16 protein-coding genes are annotated in these 19,965 nt (G+C 71.6%); 15 read left to right on the top strand and 1 reads right to left on the bottom strand.

The features are described from left to right. The first annotated feature begins 184 nt into the window (after positions 1-184). The 11 genes from CWIS_RS01330 to aroC all read left to right on the top strand — a co-directional run bounded on the left by CWIS_RS01330 (position 185) and on the right by aroC (position 12,983). Positions 185-1,249: a prepilin-type N-terminal cleavage/methylation domain-containing protein gene (locus CWIS_RS01330; RefSeq protein ID WP_048341431.1), complete on the top strand. Its 1,065-nt coding sequence runs from the start codon at positions 185-187 to the stop codon at positions 1,247-1,249. After that, positions 1,249-2,007, top strand: a complete 759-nt coding sequence (locus CWIS_RS01325) for a PilW family protein (protein ID WP_048341430.1) — start codon at positions 1,249-1,251, stop codon at positions 2,005-2,007. Before CWIS_RS01330 ends, CWIS_RS01325 begins: the two co-directional genes overlap by 1 nt. 20 nt (positions 2,008-2,027) lie before the next feature. Next, positions 2,028-3,956, top strand: coding sequence for a hypothetical protein (locus CWIS_RS01320; protein WP_229747526.1), 1,929 nt, complete (start codon positions 2,028-2,030; stop codon positions 3,954-3,956). Between the two features lie 164 nt (positions 3,957-4,120). Next, positions 4,121-5,893 carry a prepilin-type N-terminal cleavage/methylation domain-containing protein gene (locus CWIS_RS01315; RefSeq protein WP_048341428.1) on the top strand — a complete coding sequence of 591 codons (1,773 nt, stop codon included), beginning with the start codon at positions 4,121-4,123 and terminating at the stop codon, positions 5,891-5,893. Then, positions 5,886-6,578, top strand: coding sequence for a PilW family protein (locus CWIS_RS01310; RefSeq protein ID WP_170210849.1), 693 nt, complete (start codon positions 5,886-5,888; stop codon positions 6,576-6,578). The genes CWIS_RS01315 and CWIS_RS01310 overlap by 8 nt, the downstream gene beginning before the upstream one ends. Before the next feature lie 17 nt (positions 6,579-6,595). Further along, on the top strand, positions 6,596-8,167 hold the full coding sequence (locus CWIS_RS01305) for a hypothetical protein (RefSeq protein ID WP_048341426.1): 1,572 nt from the start codon (positions 6,596-6,598) through the stop codon (positions 8,165-8,167). Between the two features lie 4 nt (positions 8,168-8,171). Continuing rightward, positions 8,172-8,957, top strand: a complete 786-nt coding sequence (locus CWIS_RS01300) for an A24 family peptidase (protein WP_048341425.1) — start codon at positions 8,172-8,174, stop codon at positions 8,955-8,957. A gap of 130 nt (positions 8,958-9,087) precedes the next feature. Then, positions 9,088-10,152 (top strand): type IV pilus assembly protein PilM, encoded by a 1,065-nt coding sequence (pilM, locus tag CWIS_RS01295; protein WP_048341424.1) that lies wholly within the window; start codon positions 9,088-9,090, stop codon positions 10,150-10,152. Next, positions 10,149-10,904 carry a PilN domain-containing protein gene (locus tag CWIS_RS01290; RefSeq protein WP_048341423.1) on the top strand — a complete coding sequence of 252 codons (756 nt, stop codon included), beginning with the start codon at positions 10,149-10,151 and terminating at the stop codon, positions 10,902-10,904. Before pilM ends, CWIS_RS01290 begins: the two co-directional genes overlap by 4 nt. Before the next feature lies 1 nt (position 10,905). Further along, complete coding sequence (locus tag CWIS_RS01285) at positions 10,906-11,703, top strand: hypothetical protein (protein ID WP_048341422.1); 798 nt, start codon at positions 10,906-10,908, stop codon at positions 11,701-11,703. 92 nt (positions 11,704-11,795) lie between these two features. After that, positions 11,796-12,983, top strand: a complete 1,188-nt coding sequence (gene aroC / locus CWIS_RS01280; RefSeq protein ID WP_048341421.1) for a chorismate synthase — start codon at positions 11,796-11,798, stop codon at positions 12,981-12,983. A 115-nt stretch (positions 12,984-13,098) separates the two neighbouring features. Here aroC and CWIS_RS01275 read toward each other — a convergent pair whose 3' ends face one another. Continuing rightward, positions 13,099-16,998, bottom strand: a complete 3,900-nt coding sequence (locus CWIS_RS01275) for a fibronectin type III domain-containing protein (protein WP_048341420.1) — start codon at positions 16,996-16,998, stop codon at positions 13,099-13,101. Positions 16,999-17,205: 207 nt separating this feature from the next. Between CWIS_RS01275 and CWIS_RS01270 the strand changes: the two genes are divergently transcribed. The 4 genes from CWIS_RS01270 to CWIS_RS01255 form a co-directional block, all read left to right on the top strand. Next, a complete protein-coding gene (locus CWIS_RS01270; RefSeq protein WP_048341419.1) occupies positions 17,206-17,811 on the top strand; it encodes a shikimate kinase in 606 nt (201 codons plus the stop codon). Beyond that, positions 17,808-18,929: a 3-dehydroquinate synthase gene (gene aroB / locus CWIS_RS01265; protein WP_048341418.1), complete on the top strand. Its 1,122-nt coding sequence runs from the start codon at positions 17,808-17,810 to the stop codon at positions 18,927-18,929. Before CWIS_RS01270 ends, aroB begins: the two co-directional genes overlap by 4 nt. A 91-nt stretch (positions 18,930-19,020) precedes the next feature. Then, entirely contained in the window at positions 19,021-19,452 is a 432-nt protein-coding gene (locus tag CWIS_RS01260; protein ID WP_048341417.1) for a type II 3-dehydroquinate dehydratase, read from the top strand. Positions 19,453-19,515: 63 nt separating this feature from the next. Further along, positions 19,516-19,965, top strand: a 450-nt coding sequence (locus tag CWIS_RS01255; RefSeq protein WP_048341416.1) for a hypothetical protein, incomplete at its 3' end; no start/stop codon positions are given.

The following is a 19,965-nucleotide window of genomic DNA, read 5'->3' as shown; positions in this document are numbered from 1 at the left end:
AGGGCGGGAGTTTCGACTCCCGCCCTTTCTCGGAGGTTCGATGCCCGATTGATGTCCGGTTATCGGATTCGTACTCTAGACCCCGTGATATCACCCTTCCGGCCGATTCCCATGCGATTCCCACCGCAGTTGGATGGGGACGGCCGCGAGTGCGGCCGCTTCAAGGAAAGGCGTTGGAAGTCAGATGCCTGAACGTGCGACGAAGCGCGACGAGCGCGGGGACGACGGCTTCTCGATGGTCGAGCTGACCGTCGCGATGCTCGTCCTGGGCATCCTGTCGATGGTCGTGGTCGGGATAGTCCTGCAGACCCAGGCGATGAGCGTCTCGAACCGCAGCAGGGTCGCTGCGGCCAACCTCGCGGCGCGCGAGCTCGACATCGTGCGCGAGGAGTTCAGCCGGGACGCCGACGCACCGGCCGAGGTCGCGGACGAGGGCACGGTCGACAACCCGCACCCGCTCACCGGTCAGGTCGCGGGTCAGCCGCTCGTCGTCGACGGAACGTCGTACACCGTGCGCCGCACGAGTGCCTGGAACCTCACCGGGCACGGGGTCTCCGCGTGTGACGGCGGCTCGGTCGTCAACTACCCGACGCTGCGGGTGGCCGTCGAGGTCACCTGGGACGGCATGGGTCAGGTGGCGCCGGTGACGTCGGTCGCGGCGCTCGCGCCGCGCAAGGACGACAAGGTCGTCGGCACGCACGGTTACGTGGCCGTCAAGGTCTCGACCGCCAAGGGGGCACCCAGCTCGGGCCGGTCGGTGATCGTGTACTCGGCCACGGAGACGCGCTCGGGCGTCACCGACGCGTCCGGCTGCGCGGTGGTGCAGGTGAACCCTGCGAGCTCGGGCACCCTGTACTCCGCCAGGCTGTCGGACTCCGGCTACGTCGACGTCTCCGGCACGGCCGAGCCGGTGAAGTCCGTAGGACTGGTGGAACGCGGCAAGCTCAACAACAACACGACCTTCGCGTACGACAAGGCCATGGCCCTGCGGATCCGGTTCGTCGACGCGGCCGGCGACCTCGTGGCCGACTCGGAGGTCGCGGGCCAGCCGTACACGCTCGTCGCGGCGGAGTACGCAGGAGCCTCGGGCGCCCGGCTCCTCGTCGCCGACGCCGCGGTCGTCGACCTCACGGGGCTGTGGCCGACGCAGTACGGCGCCTACCTGGGCACCCTGCCTCCCGCAGGCGGCTACGCCACGGTCGCCCCGGGCGGACCCGGCATCCCGACCATCGACGTGGTGGTGCCGTGATGAGACCACGTCTGGACCGCCTGCGCCGCGACGAGCGCGGCACGAGCCTGGCCGAGCTGCTGATCGGCATGACCATCTTCTCGATCCTCATGGCCGCCCTCACGACGCTCGCGATCGGGTACCACCGTGTGAACGCGCAGAGCATCGCCCGCCAGGACCAGGTCGACGCGGCGCGCACGGCCGCTGAACGGCTCACGAAGGTGGTGCGCACGGCCGTCAAGCCGAGCCAGCTCATCAACTGCGTGACGTCGACGTGCTCCGAGCTCGACGCCTTCGTGAGCGCGTCGTCGACGTCCATGAAGTTCTACGCGAACCTCGACAACGCGGGGAACGCCGTGGGGCCGCGTCAGGTGACCTACACGCTCGAGCCGACGGGCGCGGGCGAGGCGCGGCTCGTCGAGCGCGTGCAGCGCCCGGACTCGTCGACCCCTGGGAGCAACGGCTACAGCTACTGCGACGCCCTCGCGGCGGGCGCCTCCGGGACGTGCAAGGCGCGCATGACGACGAAGGTCCTGGCCGAGGGCGTGCAGACGGACGGGCCGGTCGCTCCGCTCGTCTACTTCAACAACGACGGCGACGCGATGACCCCCGGGTCGGGCGGTGCCTTGACGGCCCTGCAGATCGACCAGGTCCTGTCGATCGAGTTCACCCTGCGGGTCCGGTCCGACGACCGGAACTCCACGGGACCCACGACCTACATCCAGCGCGTCCTGCTCCCGAACTCGCAGGCCGTGCTGCGTCCAGGGGAGGACGAATGAGCCCGGCCCGAGCAGTCCGCGTGCGGCAGCGTGTGCGGACGCGGGTGCTCGCACCCCGCACGGCACCCGACGGGGAGCGCGGGTCGATCCTCGTGGTCGTCGTCGGGACGATGCTCATCCTCGGCATGCTCGCGATGACCGGGCTGACGTACACGATGAGCAGCCAGAAGTTCGCGCGGTACGACCAGGACTACTCCTCCGCGATGGCGGCGGCGCAGTCGGGCGTGGACGACTTCATCAGCCGGATCAACCGGATGGACGCGTACGGCTACACCCCGGACTGCACGAACGCGGCGTGGCGCGGCCCGATGCCGGCGAGCAGCAACGCGTGCGGCTGGGGCCCGTCGACGGCGGTGGGCTGGTTGCCGGTCGAGCCCGGGCAGACGAACCCGCGCGCGCCGCACTTCCACTACACGGTCGACTCCTCGCAGCGGGCGCAGGGCACCTACCGGCTCGTCGTCACGGGCCGGGTCCGCGACACGTACCGCACGATCGACACGACCGTCGGCAAGGGTGGCTCGACCGACTACGTCTACTACACGGACTTCGAGTCGGCCGACCCCGCGAACGTCCAGGCGTACGGCGCGGGCGGCACCTCGGTCGTCGCGTGCGGCAAGGACGGCTCGTCGAGCGCGTCGTACTGGCACTCGGTCCCGAGCCGTTCGGGCAAGGGCTGCACCGAGATCACGTTCATCGGCGGTGACTCGCTGGACGGCGAGGTGTTCACCAACGACACGATCCTCGGCACCGCCTACTCCGGTCTGAAGCCGCGCTTCGTCAAGCAGGTCTGGACCGCCGACCCCAAGTGCGCGACGGCCACGGCGTCGTCGTCCACGTGGGAGTCCAAGTGCCTGCGCTCGGGGAGCGTCGCCGACTTCAACGGGGTCAGGCCGAAGTACCACGACCCGCTCTACCTGCCGGACAACTCCGCGGCCTTCGCGTCCACGCCCGGCTGCCACTACTACGGCTCGACGCGCGTCGTGTTCGCCGCCAACGGCACCATGCGGGTCTGGAACAAGACGGCGGTGAACGGCGGCAAGGCGCCGACGCCGACGGCCGCCCCCGGCGGCACCGCACCGACCTGCGGGACGCTCGCGCAGCTCAACAGCGCGTCCGGCGCGACGGTGCCCGTGCCGACCGACATGGTCATCTACGCGGACCACTCCGGCGCTGCGAACCGGCAGTGCTTCGCCGGCGAGCTCGGCGGACCGACGGGATCGACCCTCCCGGTCGGCTCGTTCACGGGCGCCAACCCGACGTCGGCGAGCTCGACGTACACGGCCGACGAGAACATGCTCGAGCTGACGAAGCAGTGCGGCCGGGGCAACCTCTACGCGGAGGGCGTGCTGAACGGCCGCGTGACGCTCGCCTCGGCCCAGTCGATCATCGCGACCGGTGACCTGGTGCTCAACGGCGGGACGGTCACCGGCACGGACCTGCTCGGCCTGGTCGCGACCGACTCCGTCGAGGTCTTCCACCCGCGGCTCGGCACCATGAAGGCCCAGGCGAAGTGCGCGGTCTTCTACTCCAACGGCACGTGCAAGACGTACAGCTCGACGCAGTTCGAGTGGAAGAGCGCGCTCGAGAGCGTCGGTGAGGTCTCGGGCTGGCCCCAGCGCTACAAGGAGCCGGGCGCACCCGCGTACGTCCCGACGAAGGGCATCCAGATCGCCGGGTCGATCCAGACCCTGCTGCACTCGTTCTACGTGCAGAAGTACAACGTCGGCGGGGACAAGGGCACGCTGTTCGTCAAGGGCTCGATCGCGCAGCGCTGGCGCGGCGTCGTCGGCCAGACGGTGAGCGGGACCCAGAACGGCTACACGAAGCTCTACCAGTACGACACGCGCCTGCAGTTCACGACGCCGCCCTACTTCCCGAAGTGGGCCAACGCGAAGTACACGCTGCGTTACTCCGGAGAGGTGAACACGCCCGCCGCGACCCGGACCTGATGCCGCGTTCCTCCTGCCGCGTCGCTTTCGCCCGTCTCGTCAGCCAAGACGTGCGTGTGCACGCGGCCGGCGGGGCTCATGGTGGCGCCGAGTTGCGCCGATACGTCGGTCAGGACTCCTGGACGACTGTCCGTGGGAGCGGTGTCATGAGTGGGAGGTCGTCCGTGGCCGAGGTTCGACCGCCGACGAGCGAGGACGACTCCGGGTTCACGCTCATGGAGCTCCTCGTCGCGATGATCATCATCGGCGGGGTGCTGCTCGGCCTGGCCGCGGTGCAGACCTCCGCACTGGTGACGACCGCGCAGACGCGGCAGCGCACCCTCGGGACCGCGGTGACCAACCAGGTCATGGAGCAGCTGCGCGCACTGCCGTGGAACACGCTCAACAAGGGCCTGCACGCGGGCTTCGCGAGCGCCGACGGCGTCGACCCGAACGTGTCCGGCACGCACCTGCGCCCGCCGATGGAGCCCAGCATCGACGAGGTGCTCATCACGAGCACCGCTCAGGCCACCAACCGCGCACCGTTGTCCGGCGCCAGCGGCTCGAACGTCACGCGCACGAGCAACCCGGAGGCACCGGGGATCCGCTTCACGTCGCGCTCCTACGTCACCCGGGCCGCAGCGGATCCCGACGTGCTCACGCTGACCGTCATCACGACCTGGAAGGCGAACCAGCAGGCCAAGCAGCGTCACGTGGTCATGCGCTCGAGCGCCTACGCGCCGCAGGGCGGCTGCGGTGACGCCAACAACCAGCCGTACCTGGGCGCGTGCCAGGCGTTGTTCTCGTCCAGCGCGGGTGGCACCGGACCGCAGACGACCATCACGGCCGCGTTCGGCGGAGTCGTCGGCGACCCCGCGGTCGACTCGACCACGCCGATCCTGCCGGGCACCGACACGACCGTCGCCTCGTTGCGCGTCGGTCAGGCCGGCGTCGGCGTCACGGCGCAGCAGTCGACGAACGCGGAGTCCAGCGCGCTGCACGCGAGCGGCGCGCTGACCGCCGCGGGCGCGACCGACCCGAGCGCGACGACGGGCGGCGACAAGGCCGCGATCCAGGCCTCCAACGACGTCGGGTCGGCTGGCGCCGCTCCGCTCGACCCCGCGCCGGTGACGTCCGTGGGTGTCGCGGGCACGCTCGCGGTCGACACCGGCCCGCTGCGGCTCGCCCTCACGCCCGGCTCCGGGGACCAGGGGAAGGTCAGCTCCTCGACGGTGACGTCGTGCGCGACCGGGATCCCCGCGGCGGCGCCCTGTGCCGCCTCGGTCCTGACGTCGTCCTCGCCGTCCGTCACGGCGCTGACGATCACCGGGACCACGTTCGAGCTCAGCCGGATCGGCAGCTCGAGCATGACCACGTTCGGGGCGCGCCTGAGCACGGCCGTGGGCGCCTCCGCCATCGGCTGCACCACGTTGTCGGGCCCCGGCTGCACGGCGGCCGGTGCATCGCGCAGCCTGGGCACCGTCACCTCCGGCTCCGGGCCGTGGTCCGGGGGCAAGGCGAGCAGCGGTCTGCTGCAGGTCACGTCCTACACGGACGCGACGCGGGTGGACCGCGGCCTCGCGCAGCGGACCTCGGCCGCCGTCACGACGCGCTCGGGATCGGTGCGGTACTGGAACGGCTCGGCGTACACGACCGTGACGCTCTCGGGGGCGACGAACATCACCGCGAACACGGGCGCGGTCACCTGGGCCAGCGGCGCCTACACCGTGACCGCGAGCGGTCAGGTCTCCGTCACCCCGGTCTCGTCGCTCGCGTCCGCGGCGGATCCCGCGGGCTGCACGGGCGAGGGATGCTCGATCTCGTCGGAGACCGGCGCGATCACCCTCGCCGTGCACTACCGCGTCACGGGCCCGTCCGGCACCTTCGCGTTCGTCGTCACGACGAGCCTCGGCGGTGCCCGCGCGGCGGCCGGCTTCAAGGCGGCTCCCGGTGCGTGAGTCGATCGCGCGCGTGCGCGCGCTGCAGCGGCGTGACGAGTCGGGCTACACGCTCGTCGAGCTCCTCGTGGTCATGGGGATCTTCATGGGTCTCATGACGATCGTGTTCGGGATCATGCTCACGATGGCGCGCCAGACGAAGGACAACCTGGCTCGCACCGAGGCGACCGAGCAGGTCCGGATCGGGCTCATGCAGATCGACCGGCAGGTGCGCTCGGGGAACGTGATCTCCGACCCGGCCGCCGAGACGTTCGCGATGTCGGGCGCCGACACCCACTACTCGCTGCGCGTGTACACCCAGACCGACGGCGTCTACCAGTGCGTGCAGTGGCGCGTCGTGTTCGGCGCGACCTCGGAGTTCGGGCGCCTGGAGTACCGGTCGTGGAAGCCGTCGTGGCAGTCCACCGGTGGCGTCGAGTCGTGGCGCACGGTCGCTCGCGACGTCGTGCGGCCGACGTCGGCGACGGTCGTCGAGACCGACCCGAGCACCTGGCCGCCGTTCTTCGTCGAGCAGACCAACGCCGAGTCGTCGTCCAACGCGCAGACCATCCGCGTGACGCTGCGCGTCAAGGACCCCGACCAGCGCGAGGACTCGAAGGCCGCGACTGTCACGTCGACGCTCACGGGGCGCAACACGATCTTCGGCTACCCGGCCGACACCTGCTCGCCGGTCCCGCCGGCGTGAGGACGAGGAGGAGCAGCATGCGTGCAGTCATCCGCCGCCGGCTCGCGGGCTTCCGCGACGACCGGGGCAGTGTGCTCGTCGCCGCCGTCGCGGTCGCGATCGTCGGCGTGATGCTCGCGCTCACGGTGGTCGGCTCGGTCATCGTCGCGACGCGCAGCTCGGGCAAGGACCGCGCGCGCAGCACCGAGGTGCACGCGGCCGAGGGCATCGTCGACCACGTCTACGCCGACCTCGAGACCGCGACGCCGTGCCGCTGGCCGGCCACGGGGAGCGCCAGCGCGGGCACCACTCCGTCGCGCGTCACGGGCAACGCGACGATCGCGTACTTCGACAAGGACGGCAAGGCGCTCACCTGCGCGTCCGGCGCGGTCACCGGCGGGACGGCCGCCACGGCCGTCGTGACGGCGACGGCGAAGGAGGGCGACGGCTCGACGCGCACCATGCAGTCGAAGGTCGCGCTGACGCCCTCGGTGATCACGGGGCGCGGAGCGGCGATCTTCGCGGCGAACAGCATCATGACGACCAACTCGTTCACCGTGACGACCGCGCTGCCCGACACCGCCGTCGACGTGTGGGTCGACTCGGGGGACGTCGACTGCAACTCGGGCGTCACCGTCAACGGCAACCTGATCGTCGTCAGCGGGGGGGTGCGCATCTCGGGGGCCTGCCGGGTCACGGGCAACCTGTGGAGCAAGAAGGACGTCGAGATCTCCCAGGCCCACACGGGTGGCCTGCAGAGCGTCGGCCAGTCGCTGTTCGCGACCGCCAACGCGCGCATGAACTCGGGCGTGAAGATCGGGCAGGACGTCGTGCTGACCGGTGCGCTCACGCAGTGGGGCCCGATCCAGGTCGGCGGCGCGATCCGCACCGGTGTCGGCGCCGCGCAGATCCCGCAGTACATCAAGAAGGGCCTCCCCGAGGTCACCTACCGCCCGTCGGACTGGGTCGGCTTCGCGAACACGGGGGACCGGCAGGCGGCCTACCGCACGTGGGTCCGGGCGAACGCGGCCGCGAACGGCGCGCCGAGCTGGGCGAGCTCCATGAACGCGAGCGGCACGCAGTGCACGGTCGCCGGCGCGAGCTACGACCTCAACGGCCCGCTCGTCGGCCCGACCGTGCCCACGGTGTTCGACACGCGCAACTGCGCGACGACGCAGTTCGAGAACGGTCTGAACATCAAGCTCCGGTCCGACATGGTGATCTTCGCGAACAGCTTCTACTCGACCGGCAACTTCCGCGTGACCTCGGCCGACGGCGCCCAGCACAAGTTCTGGATCATCGTGCCCGACAAGAACCCGAACGGCGTCGCGGAGTGCGCGGGCGGGATCGGCAACATCAAGGGCGACTCGGGCAGCCTCGCGGTCGCCCCGATCACGGTCTTCATGTACACGCCGTGCACGATCGACACGAACAACGACACGCAGATCCACGGACAGCTCTACGGTGGCACCGTCAACCTTCGCAACCCCGTGACGATCAACTACGTCCCGATCGGCATCCCGGGCGTCGACCTGCCCTCGACGGACCCGGTCGGCAACGCGGGCTATCGCGTGGACGTCGTCTACAAGCGCGAGATCGGAACTCCCTGAGCGCATGAGCGCAGCACTCGTCCTCCTGTCGGGTCTCGTCGGCCTGGCGATCGGCTCGTTCCTCAACGTCGTCGTCTGGCGTGTCCCGCGGGGTGAGTCCGTGGTGCACCCGCCGTCGGCGTGCCCGAGGTGCGGGCACGCGATCCGCGGGCGGGACAACGTCCCGGTGCTCTCGTGGCTCGTGCTGCGTGGTCGCTGCCGCGACTGCGGGGAGCCGATCTCGCCGCGCTACCCGCTCGTCGAGCTCGGGACCGGCGTGCTGTTCGCGCTGACGGCCTGGTGGACGGGCCCCGAGTGGGTGCTGCCGGCGCTGCTGTACCTCGTGGCGATCAGCGTCGCGCTCGCGCTCATCGACATCGACACGCACCGCCTGCCCAACGCGATCGTGCTGCCGTCGTACCCGGTCGCTGTGGTGCTGCTCGCCCTCGCGAGCTGGAACCCCACCGGGGACGCGGACTGGCAGGCGCTCGTGCGCGCGCTCATCGGCGGCGCGGTGCTGTACGCGGTCTACTTCGTGACGGTGCTCGTCTACCCCGCGGGCATGGGCTTCGGCGACGTCAAGCTCGCCGGGGTGCTCGGTCTCTATCTCGGGTGGTTCGGCTGGGGCGCGCTCGCGCTCGGCTGGTTCGCGGCCTTCGTGCTGGGCGGCGTCTACGCGGTCGCACTGCTCGCGCGTGGGCGGGCCGGGCGCAAGTCGGCGATCCCGTTCGGGCCCTGGATGCTGCTCGGCGCGGCCTTCGGGATCGTCGCGGGGGAGCCCCTGTGGACCTGGTACCTGGGCAGCATCTGACCTGCGTCTGAGGCGCGACCGGAGCAGCGCGGACGAGCCGCAAGCGATCACCGATTCCGCTCAAGTCGGGAGTGATCGCTCCCGATAGGTCAGAGGAATCCGCTCGCCGTCTGCGCATGAAGGGACACCCGTGGCCAACACACGTGTCATCGGCCTCGACATCGGCACGTCCGCGGTTCGCGCGGCCGAGCTCGAGTTCGGCGCCGGTGGACCGAAGGGGAAGACGCCGCCGACTCTGGTGCGCTACGGAGAGGTGCCGGTGCCGCTCGGCGCCGTCCGCGACGGCGAGGTCATCCAGCCTGAGAGCGTGGCCACCGCGCTGCGCCAGCTCTGGTCGCAGGCCAAGTTCGAGTCGAAGGAAGTCATCCTCGGCGTCGGCAACCAGCGTGTCCTCGTGCGCGAGCTCGAGGTGCCGTGGATGCCCGTCGCGCAGATCAAGGAGTCGCTGCCGTACCAGGTGGGCGAGATGCTCCCGATGGCGGTCGACGACGCGCTCCTCGACTTCTACCCGACGGGCGAGACGGACTCGCCGCAGGGCCGGCAGGCACGCGGCATGCTCGTCGCCGCCCAGCGCGACACCGTGACGGCGAACGTGCTCGCCGCGGAGGCGGCCGGTCTGCAGCCGCAGATGGTCGACCTGAACGCGTTCGCGCTGCTGCGCGCGCTGGCCCGCGGAGACCTCGCCAACGCGACCGCGGCCTTCGTCGACATCGGTGCGACCATCACGACGGTCGTCGTGGCCGCCCGCGGGGTCCCGCGCCTGGTGCGCTCGCTGCCCTCCGGTGGTCAGCACGTGACGAACGCGCTCGCGACCGCGCGGAGCATCTCCGCGCCGGAGGCCGAGGCGCTCAAGCGCGAGATCGGCATCGGCTACGCGGTGTCCCCGGACCGGCAGGACGCCGCCGAGGCGGTCACGCACGTGGTGCGCGGGCTCGTCGAGTCCGTCCGCAACACGTTCGTCTACTACGCGGGGAACAACCCCGGCGGCGCCATCGACGTCGTCGTGCTGTCGGGCGGCGGTTCGCACCTGCCCGGCCTCGGCCAGTATCTGTCGAGCGCGAGCCGGCTCCCGGTGACGCTCGCCGACCCGCTCGCCGGTCTGCGCATGGCGAAGACCGCGCGCCGCGACCAGATCACCGGACGTGAGTCGTGCGTGGCTCTCCCGGTCGGACTCGCCTACGGAGTTGCCGCATGAGCGCGCTGCTGGAGCGTCCCCGCCTCAAGACCAAGGGTGGGGCGCAGACGATCGTCGGAACCACCCTCCCGCAGGTCAACCTGCTCCCGCCCGAGGTGCGTGCGGCCCGCGGGCTGCGCAGGACCAAGCGGATGCTGGTGTTCGTCCTGCTCGGCACGCTCGCGTTCTGCGCGCTCGCCTGGGTGTTCTCGCTGTTCGAGGCCTCGACCGCGCAGTCGGACCTGGATGCCGCCGACGAGGACACGCTGCGGATCCAGGGGCAGCTGGCCGACCCGAAGTACGCCGAGGTGCCCAAGGTCCTCGGCGCGCTCGACGCGAGCAAGCTGGCGCTGCCGCTCGCGATGTCGACCGACGTCAACTGGTCGGGCTACGTCGGGGCGATCGCCGCCGTGCTCCCGGAGGGTGCGAGCATCGACTCGTTCACCGTGACGTACGCGACGCCCATGGAGGGCGCCCCGGAGCCGACCTCCCCGCTGCAGGCACCGAGCCTCGGCCAGATCGCCTTCTCGGGTCGCTCGGTGGCGGTTCCCGACACGGCCGCATGGCTCAAGGCGCTCAACTCCGTCCCGGGCTTCCAGGACGCGTGGCTGGACTCGACGGCGGTGACCGGCGACGAGGAGAGCGGCGACTACTACGCGTTCTCGTCCACGGTGCAGGTCTCCGACCTGGCGCTGACGCACCGCTTCGGCCCAGTCCCCACGGGCGACGCGGCCACGGACAAGGCGGCCGACGACACGAAGACGGAGAACTGACATGGCTTCCAACGCGAAGCGCGCCTGGATCGGCGGCACCGCGTTCGCCGCCGCCGTGCTGGCCGCCGGCTCGTGGTTCTTCGCCGTCTCGCCGAACCTGACGGCGGCCTCGGAGCGCCGGGCGGAGGCCGAGGACACGCGCGCGTTCAACGATGTCCTCAACCTCAAGCTCGCCAAGCTCAAGTCCGACTTCGGCAAGCTCGACACCTACAAGGCGGACCTGGCCGCGGCCGAGACGCAGATCCCGCCGCAGGCGCAGCTCGAGACGTACCTGGACGGTCTCGACGCGATCGCGGTCGCCCGCGGGGTGACGATCACGGCCGCGACCGCCGGGACGCCGGAGGAGTTCGTCCTCGCGGAGGTCGAGGAGCCCACGCCGACCCCCTCGGAGTCCGCGGACTCCGAGGACGCCGCGACGGACGAGGAGACCTCCGACTCGAGCGCTGCGGACAAGGAGAAGAAGAAGGGCCCGAAGATCCCCGAGGGGCTCACGGCGATCCCGGTCTCCGTGACGGTCCTGGGCACGTACGACAGCACCATGGCCTTCCTCGACGACGTGTACCGCACGACGCCCCGGGTCTTCCTGGTCTCGGCGCTCACGGGCACCTCGCAGAAGGAGTCCGAGGGCACCGCAGGGAAGCCGGCGACGGCGAGCGGCGACCAGGAGCTCGTCATCACGGGGTACATCTACGTGCTGCCGAACAAGCTGACCCCGGAGACGAGCGAGCCCCCGGCCGGCCCGATCGAGCTCCCGTCCAAGCCCGGCAAGAACCCGCTGCTCCCCGTCCAGGGCGACTGACCGGGTCACAGCACTTCTCGCACGACGACAGCGGGCGCCCGCGGTGTGGACCGACACCGTGGGCGCCCGTTGCCGCATGAAAGGATCACGGCATGCTGCGGTGGTTGACGGCTGGTGAGTCGCACGGTCAGGCGCTGGTCGGGGTCCTCGAGGGGCTTCCGGCCGGCGTCGAGGTCGTGACGGCGGACATCCAGGAAGCGCTCGCGCGGCGCCGGCTCGGGTACGGGCGCGGCGCACGCATGAAGTTCGAGCAGGACGAGGTGCGGATCCTGGGCGGGCTGCGCCACGGCGTCAGCCAGGGCGGACCGCTCGCGATCGAGATCGGCAACACCGAGTGGCCCAAGTGGGTCGAGGTCATGTCCGCCGACCCGGTCGAGGACCCGAGCGTGCTCGAGCGCGCGCGCAACGCGCCGCTCACGCGCCCGCGACCGGGCCACGCCGACCTCGTCGGCATGCGCAAGTACGCGTTCGACGACGCGCGGCCCGTGCTCGAGCGCGCCTCGGCGCGTGAGACGGCCACCCGCGTCGCACTCGGCACCGTGGCGGCGAAGCTGCTCGAGCAGGCCGCGGGCATCCGGCTCGTCTCGCACGTCGTCGGCATCGGTCCGGTCGCCGTGCCGGACGACGCCGACCTGCCGACCCCGGACGACGTGGCGGCACTCGACGCGGACCCGGTGCGCTGCCTGCACGCCGCGACGTCGGCCGCGATGGTCGCCGAGATCGACGAGTGCCACAAGGACGGCGACACGCTCGGGGGAGTGGTCGAGGTGCTGGCCTACGGCGTGCCCTCCGGGCTCGGTTCGTACGTCCACGCCGACCGGCGCCTCGACGCTCGCCTCGCGAGCGCGCTCATGGGCATCCAGGCGATCAAGGGCGTCGAGGTCGGCGACGGCTTCCGCACGGCCACGCGTCGGGGCTCGGCCGCGCACGACGAGATCGACCGCGTCGACGGGCGCGTCCAGCGGCGCTCCAACCGCGCCGGCGGGCTCGAGGGTGGCATGACCAACGGCGAGATCGTCCGCGTGCGCGCCGCCATGAAGCCGATCTCGACGGTGCCTCGTGCGCTCGCGACGATCGACACGAGCACGGGTGAGCCGGCCAAGGCCCAGCACCAGCGCTCCGACGTGTGCGCCGTGCCGCCCGCCGCGGTGGTCGCCGAGGCGATGGTCGCCCTCGTGCTCGCGGACGCACTGCTCGAGAAGACCGGGGGCGACTCCGTCGCGGAGGTGCGCCGCAACCTCACCGCGTACGTCGCAGCGATCCCCGAGCTGCTCCGCTGATCCGCGGCTCGCTCGCGCCGCGGCAGTGCACGCGGTCCCCGGGCCGCTGAGCACCCCTCGACGACGAAGGTCCGGTCACCCCGCTCGGGGTGCCGGACCTTCGTCGTCGGTGCGATCAGCGGGCGACGACCGAGACCGCCGAGCTCGCCGCGCTGCTGCCGATGTTGCTGCGCGCCACGACGCGGAACCAGTACCGCTTGCCCTTCGTCGCCGACGTCCAGCTGTAGCTCGTCGCGCTCGCCGTCGTCGTCTTGAGCGTCTTCCACGTCGAGCCGTTGGTCGAGTACTGGACGGCGTACCCGGAGATCGTCGAGCCGTTGGTGAGCGACTTGGTCCACGTGACCTTGATCGTCCTGGAGGCCGTCGCGGCCGCCTTGACGCCTGTCGGCGCGTACGGCTTGCCGGCAGGCTTGACGGACACCCCGCTCGAGTACGTGCCCGTGCCGAGCTGCGACCGCGCGGCGACCCGCACCTGGTACGTCGTGCCGTTGGTCAAGCTGGACAGGCTCGTGGTGAGGGTCGTGGCGCTGGTCGTGCGCACCGAGGTCCACGCGCTCCACTTGAGCGTCTTCGGGTCCTGGGCGCGTCGCTCGACGACGTACCCGGTGACGGCCGAGCCCCCGTTGGACGAGGGTGCGGTCCAGGAGATCGCCGCGGACCGGTCGCCGCGGACCGCCTTGACGTAGCGGGGTGCGGTGGGCAGCCCGAGCGTCGCGGCGCTGAGCGTCGCGGCGGGGCCGGCACCGATCACGTTGAGCGGCGCGACGCTGATCGTGTAGCTCGCCTTGGCCGACAGGCCGGTCAGCGTGACCGACGCGGAGGTCGACGTCCGGGCGGCCGTGACGGTGACCCAGCTGCCGGTGCCCTTGCGGTACTGCACCGCGTAGCCCGTGATCGGCGAGCCGCCGTTGTTGGTCGAGCTCGGTGCCGTCCACGAGACCTTGAGCGTGCTCGTGGTCGCCGTCGCGGCGAGGTTGGTGACGCCCGCCTTCGGCGCACCGGGGGTGGCCGCCGACTTGATGCCCGACCACGCGCTCGCGCCCTGGGCGTTGTACGCCTGGAGCTGGAACTCGTAGGTCGTGGCGACCGCGAGGCCGGTGAGGGTGCGCGACTCGACGCCCGGGTCGATGTCGAGCACCTCCCACTCGGTCGTGGCGCCGGTGCCGTTCGAGGCGCGGTACGCGAGGCGGTAGGCGGGTGCCTCGGACGAGCCGCGGTTGGCGCCCGCGGGCGTGACCCACTGCACCGTCGCCGACGTGCCGGTGATCGTGAGCTTCGAGATCGCGACGCCCGCCGGCGGGTTGACGACGCTGAAGGTCCCGACGCTCGACCGGCCGAGCTTGACTCGGGTCGTCGACGTGCTGACCTTCTCCGGCACGGCGGTGACCTGCCAGTAGTAGGTCGTGCCGTACGCGAGCGTCGTCGGGATGGTGTACGAGGTGGCCAGGGTCTCCGCGGCCGTCGCGCTGTCGAGCGAGCCGGCGGCGTTCGCGTACTGCACCAGGTAGCGCGAGGCACCCGCGACCGGTTCCCAGTCGAGCACGCGGTTCCCCGTCGTGAGCACGGCGCCGTCGACCGTGACGCGCGCCGGGACGGGCGCTGCGATCGTGAAGGTGCCCGACGTGGCCTCGAGCGACTGGTAGCCGCTGTGGTCGTACGAGAAGACCAGCCACTCGTACGTGCCGTCGTCGAGGTCGCGCACGGTGGTCGCGGTCTGCGTGACCTGCGTGATCGCGCTCGGCCAGGACGAGCCGACCGCGCGGACCTTGACGCCGTACTTGGCGGCCGCGGTGGTGCCCGTCCAGGCCAGGGTGGCGGACGTCCCGTCGACGGTCGTGGTGAGCGCCGCGGGAGCAGGCCCGGCCACGGTGAACGGCACGCTCGACGTGAAGTTGCCGGGGTTGCCGAGCGCGTCGAGCGCCGCGACCTTGAACGAGTAGCTCCCGGGCGCGAGCGGCTTCTGCGCGGCGTCGAGCGTCTTGGCGACGTACCACGGGTACTCGACCTTGAGCATGCCCAGCGACGTGTTCGACGAGTTGAGGATCGTCACCGCGTAGCCGCGGCTGCCGCCGTCGTTCGGTGCGGACAGCGACTGCGGGCGCCAGGAGAAGACGACGGAGCCGTCGGCGGCGGTCGTCACCGGGGTGACGCCCGCGAAGTCGATCGGCGTGCTGCTCTTCTGCCAGAAGCTCCCCGTGGTGAACGTCGAGCCGACCGGGATCGTGAACTCCGTGAAGGCGTCGTTCATCACGATGCCGCGGACCTGCCAGCAGTACTCGCCCGACGTCTCGTCGTCGAACACGCCGTTGATCTGCAGGTGCGTCTGCATCGTGTACTGGGTCGTCACGTGGACGCTGCAGTCGTAGTCGTGGAAGACCTTGACCTCGTACGCGTTCGCCCCGGTGACGGGGGACCACCGCATGAGCGGCGCGGGCTTGCCGATCGACGTCGTCGACTGGGTGGCCCACGACGCCTCGTCGACCACGGTCGTGGGCCCCGTGCCCTCGCGCGCCGCGGAGACCGTGAAGTACCGCTTGCGGCTCGTGTCGCCGTTGTCGACGTCCGACCACAGGGACTCCTGCGAGCCGGCGGGGGTCGTCGCCTGGAGGGTCGTCGATGCGTTCCCCGAGTAGTCGATCGCGCGCACGCGCCACTCGTAGAGGCCCCCGGCGTCCATGCGCTGCGACTTCGCCGAGTTCCACAGGCACTCGCGGTCGCCGTCGAGCGCCTGGCCGTCGTTGGTCCCCTCGACGATCTTCCCGACGATCGAGACGGAGGTCGACGCGGTGCGGCAGGTCAGGGCCTTGCGGTTGTCCTCGGGGCTGCTCAGGATCGGGAGGGCCTCGACCTCGTACAGCGTCGCGCGGGGGACGGGGTTCCACGTGAGGTGGACCTGGTCGAGCGCGACGGGCGTCGGGTTCGCGACGTCGGTCGAGCCGAACGTCGGGACGGGGTACGTCTTGGTGAAGCCCGCCGCGCTCGTCGTCGCGGCGTCCTGGCCGCCCCACGCCTTGCGGAACTCGACCGCGGTCGAGGGCTGGCCGGGCGCGCCGGCCGGGTCGTACGCCGTGACCTGCCAGAAGTAGTTGCCGTCGACGAGCTGCGTGAGCGGGACGTACGTCGTGCTCGTGGAGTCGCCGGTGATCTTCACGGTCGTGACCACGCCGGTCGCGCCGTCGACCGACTGGCCGATGGCGATCGAGTACCGCGCGGCGCCGGCCACGGGCGTCCAGCGGAAGGTGAGGTCGCTCTGGATCGTCGACGTGCCGATCGGGGACAGGAGCGTCGGAGCCGAGCTCGCCGCGGTCCAGCGGACGGTGAACCGGCCCGCCTCGGTCTGCGCGGGACCGGTCACGGGGTTGGTCGTCGCCGTCGCCGAGAGCGGGTTGGCGAAGACCGCCTGCACCTTCCAGTACAGCTGCACGGGGGCGCCGCTGGAGGTGCGCTCGAGCGGAGCGGTCGGCGTGTGGTGCGTGCCGGTGAGGTTGGGGACGACGGTCGTGACGCCCGAGGCCCACTCAGGGCTGGAGGAGTACGTCAGCGTGTACGAGACCGCTCCCTCGACCGGGCTCCAGCGGAACGACACGGGGTCCGGGTAGTCGAACACCGCGTCCTGCGCGGGCGCGACGAGGGTCGGCGTGCGGGCGGCGTCGACGTCCACGAACGCGGGCGCGGAGAAGTCGCCGCGCGTGGAGACGCTCGTGGTGGCCTGTGCGGCCACGCGCCAGTAGAGGCCGCGCGCCTCGGTCGAGCCGAGCGTGCGCTCCGGGATCCAGCTCAGCGCGGTCGTCGTGCGCGTGGCGATGACGTTCGACGTCGCGAACTGGTCGTCCGTGGCGACCTCGATCACGTACGTCGTGGCGCCGTCGACACCGTCCCACGTGAACTGCGTGTCGCCGTTGACGACGCGGGTGCCGAGGTTCTGCGGCGCCGGCAGCAGGACGGAGATGGTGGCCGCGGTGGCGGGCGCGACGAACGTCGCTGCGCCTCCGACCGCGACGAGTGCGGCTGCCACCAGGGCAGCGGCCGTTCTGCGCAGGATCACAATGCCTCCAGGCACGCTTGTCACACGGATCGTCGGCTCATCGGCACGTCAGGAGCCCCAGGTGAGCGCGAGTGCGCAGAAGCCGGACGATTCACTCGTCTGGCACAGCGTCGGGTGGTGGATCAGCAGCCGGGACGTGCACCGAGGTGCGCGGCGGGCTGGGCTAACCTCGCGGACGTGCCGAACACCGAGGGTCCCGGACCCCGCATCGTCCTCGTCGGGCCACCCGGATCGGGCAAGTCGACGGTCGGTGCGGCGCTCGCCGAGCGGTGGCACCTGGCCCTGCGGGACACGGACAGCGACGTCGAGACGACCGTCGGCAAGACGATCCCCGAGATCTTCTTCGACGACGGCGAGCCGGCGTTCCGCGAGCTCGAGCGCGCGGCCGTCGCCGCGGCGGTCGCCGAGCACGACGGCGTGCTCGCGCTCGGCGGCGGCGCCGTGCTGGACGAGCGCACGCAGCGGGTCCTGGCCGACTACGAGCACGGGGGCGGCGTCGTCGTCTTCCTGGACGTGACGCTCACGCACGCCGCTCCGCGCGTGGGGTTCAACCAGTCGCGGCCGCTGCTGCTGGGCAACCCGCGCGCGCAGTGGCAGGCGCTCATGGAGGCCCGCCGGCCCGTCTACGAACGGGTCGCGACGATGCGGGTGCTGACGGACGGTCTGCGGCCGGCTGACGTGGCCGAGGCCATCGAGGGGGAGCTGGCCGCGCTGCGGGTCGCGCGTGCCACGAACGACCCGGCGGCAGCGCGGGTGCCGACGACGAACGAGGGGGACGAGTGAGCGACGTGCGACGTGTCACGGTGACGGGCGAGCGCCCGTACGACGTGGTGATCGGCCGGAACCTGCTGGCCGAGCTCCCGGCGACGCTCGGGGAGTCCGTGCGGCGCGTGCTCGTCGTGCACCCGGCGGCGCTGGCGACCACCGCGGACGCGGTGATCGAGGACCTGCGCGCGCACGGGTACGAGACGTTCGGCGCGGAGGTGCCCGACGCCGAGGAGGCGAAGACCGCGCAGGTCGCCGCGTTCCTGTGGGGCGTGCTCGGCCAGGCGGACTTCACGCGGTCCGACGCGATCGTCGCGGTCGGTGGCGGTGCCACGACCGACCTGGGCGGGTTCGTGGCCGCGACGTGGTTGCGCGGCATCCAGGTGGTGCAGGTCCCGACGACGGTGCTCGCGATGGTGGATGCGGCCGTCGGAGGCAAGACGGGCATCAACACGGCCGAGGGCAAGAACCTCGTCGGCGCGTTCCACCCGCCCGCCGCCGTGCTGTGCGACCTCGCGGCGCTCGAGTCGATGCAGCCGTTCGACTTCGTGGCAGGGCTCGCTGAGATCGTCAAGGCGGGCTTCATCGCCGACCCGCGGATCCTCGAGCTCGTGGAGGGTCACGTGGACCTCCTGAAGGACCCGGTGGCCGCTGCGCGATCGGAGGTGCTGCTCGAGCTCGTCGAGCGGGCGGTCGTGGTCAAGGCCGAGGTTGTCGGCGAGGACCTCAAGGAGGCCGGCCTGCGCGAGATCCTCAACTACGGCCACACGTTCGGCCACGCCATCGAGCACGTCGAGCGGTACCAGTGGCGGCACGGCGCGGCCGTGTCCGTGGGGATGGTCTACGTGGCCGAGCTCGCGCGGCTCGCCGGCCGGTTGCCCGACGACGTGGTCGCGCGGCACCGCGCGGTGCTCACCTCGCTCGGCCTGCCGACGACCTACCGCGGCGACCGCTGGGAGCGACTGCTGGCTGCGATGCGCCGGGACAAGAAGACGCGCGGGGACCTGCTGCGGTTCGTGGTGCTCGAGGGGATCGGGAAGCCCGTGCGGCTCGAGGGCCCGGACCCGACCCTGCTGGCCGCGGCGTACGCGGAGATCGCCGAGGGTGCGACGTCGTCGACCGCGATCTCGTTGTGACCACGTGCGCGTGCGCCGGGACTCGGGCACGCAGCGCGTGTCGGTGGAAGCGTGACGGTGACGTGCGGCGGGCCTGACTACGCTGACGCCCATGACACGAGTGCTGGTGCTCAACGGCCCGAACCTGTCCCGGTTGGGCACCCGCGAACCCGAGGTCTACGGCTCCGCGACGCTGGCCGACCTGACAGCGGCCGTGCAGGCGTGGGCGGCTGAGCGAGGGCTCGAGGCGGACGTCCGGCAGACCGACGACGAGGCCGTGCTCATCGGCTGGCTGCACGAGGCGGTCGAGTCGCGCTGCGACGTGGTGCTCAACCCCGCGGCGTTCACGCACTACTCCTACGCGCTGCGTGACGCTGCGGCCCAGGTCACCGGCGCGCACCTGCGGCTGATCGAGGTGCACCTGACCAACCCGTACGCGCGAGAGACGTTCCGGCACCACTCGGTGATCGGACCGGTTGCGACGGGCACGATCGCCGGGTTCGCGCTCGACTCCTACCGTCTGGCGCTGGCCGCGCTCACCTGAGTCGCCGGGCCCGCACAAGTCATTGCGCTTGTTGGGAGTCTGACAAGGTTCTATCCTGGTGCCATGTTCGCCGTGACGATCGACCAGCGGGGGAGCCGCCGCGACGGCGACCGTGTGCCCGACCTTCTGCGCGCCCTCGAGGAGCGCTGGCCGGGGATCGTCGCCGACTCGACCGTCGCGCGGCCGTCCGGCTGCGTGCGGGGCTTCGAGCGCACCGTGGGGGACGAGGTGCAGGCGGTGCTCGAGGACGCCGGGCTGGTCGTCGAGGTCGTGTCGTGGGTGCTGCGGCACGGGGGGTGGAGCGTCGGGGTCGGCGCCGGGCGGGTCGACGAGCCGCTGCCCCCGAACGCGCGTGCGGCGTCCGGGCCGGCGTTCGTCCTCGCGCGCGAGGCGGTCGAGGCGGCCAAGAGCCGGCAGCGCGTCGTGCCGCTCGCGGTGCGCGGTGCGCACCACCAGGCGGGCCTGGACGCCGAGTCGGTGCTCACGCTGGTCGCCGCGACGGCTGCCCGTCGG

The organism is Cellulomonas sp. A375-1, from assembly GCF_001040865.1.
Lineage (GTDB): Bacteria > Actinomycetota > Actinomycetes > Actinomycetales > Cellulomonadaceae > Cellulomonas > Cellulomonas gelida.
This window is presented reverse-complemented; position numbering and strand designations above follow the sequence as displayed.

Bases quoted from the DNA above. Each gene is read 5' to 3' on its own strand.
- CWIS_RS01330 (WP_048341431.1), top strand. From the start codon at position 185: ATGCCTGAACGTGCGACGAAGCGCGACGAGCGCGGGGACGACGGCTTC.
- CWIS_RS01325 (WP_048341430.1), top strand. From the start codon at position 1,249: ATGAGACCACGTCTGGACCGCCTGCGCCGCGACGAGCGCGGCACGAGC.
- CWIS_RS01305 (WP_048341426.1), top strand. From the start codon at position 6,596: ATGCGTGCAGTCATCCGCCGCCGGCTCGCGGGCTTCCGCGACGACCGG.
- CWIS_RS01300 (WP_048341425.1), top strand. From the start codon at position 8,172: ATGAGCGCAGCACTCGTCCTCCTGTCGGGTCTCGTCGGCCTGGCGATC.
- CWIS_RS01290 (WP_048341423.1), top strand. From the start codon at position 10,149: ATGAGCGCGCTGCTGGAGCGTCCCCGCCTCAAGACCAAGGGTGGGGCG.
- CWIS_RS01285 (WP_048341422.1), top strand. From the start codon at position 10,906: ATGGCTTCCAACGCGAAGCGCGCCTGGATCGGCGGCACCGCGTTCGCC.
- aroC (WP_048341421.1), top strand. From the start codon at position 11,796: ATGCTGCGGTGGTTGACGGCTGGTGAGTCGCACGGTCAGGCGCTGGTC.
- CWIS_RS01260 (WP_048341417.1), top strand. From the start codon at position 19,021: ATGACACGAGTGCTGGTGCTCAACGGCCCGAACCTGTCCCGGTTGGGC.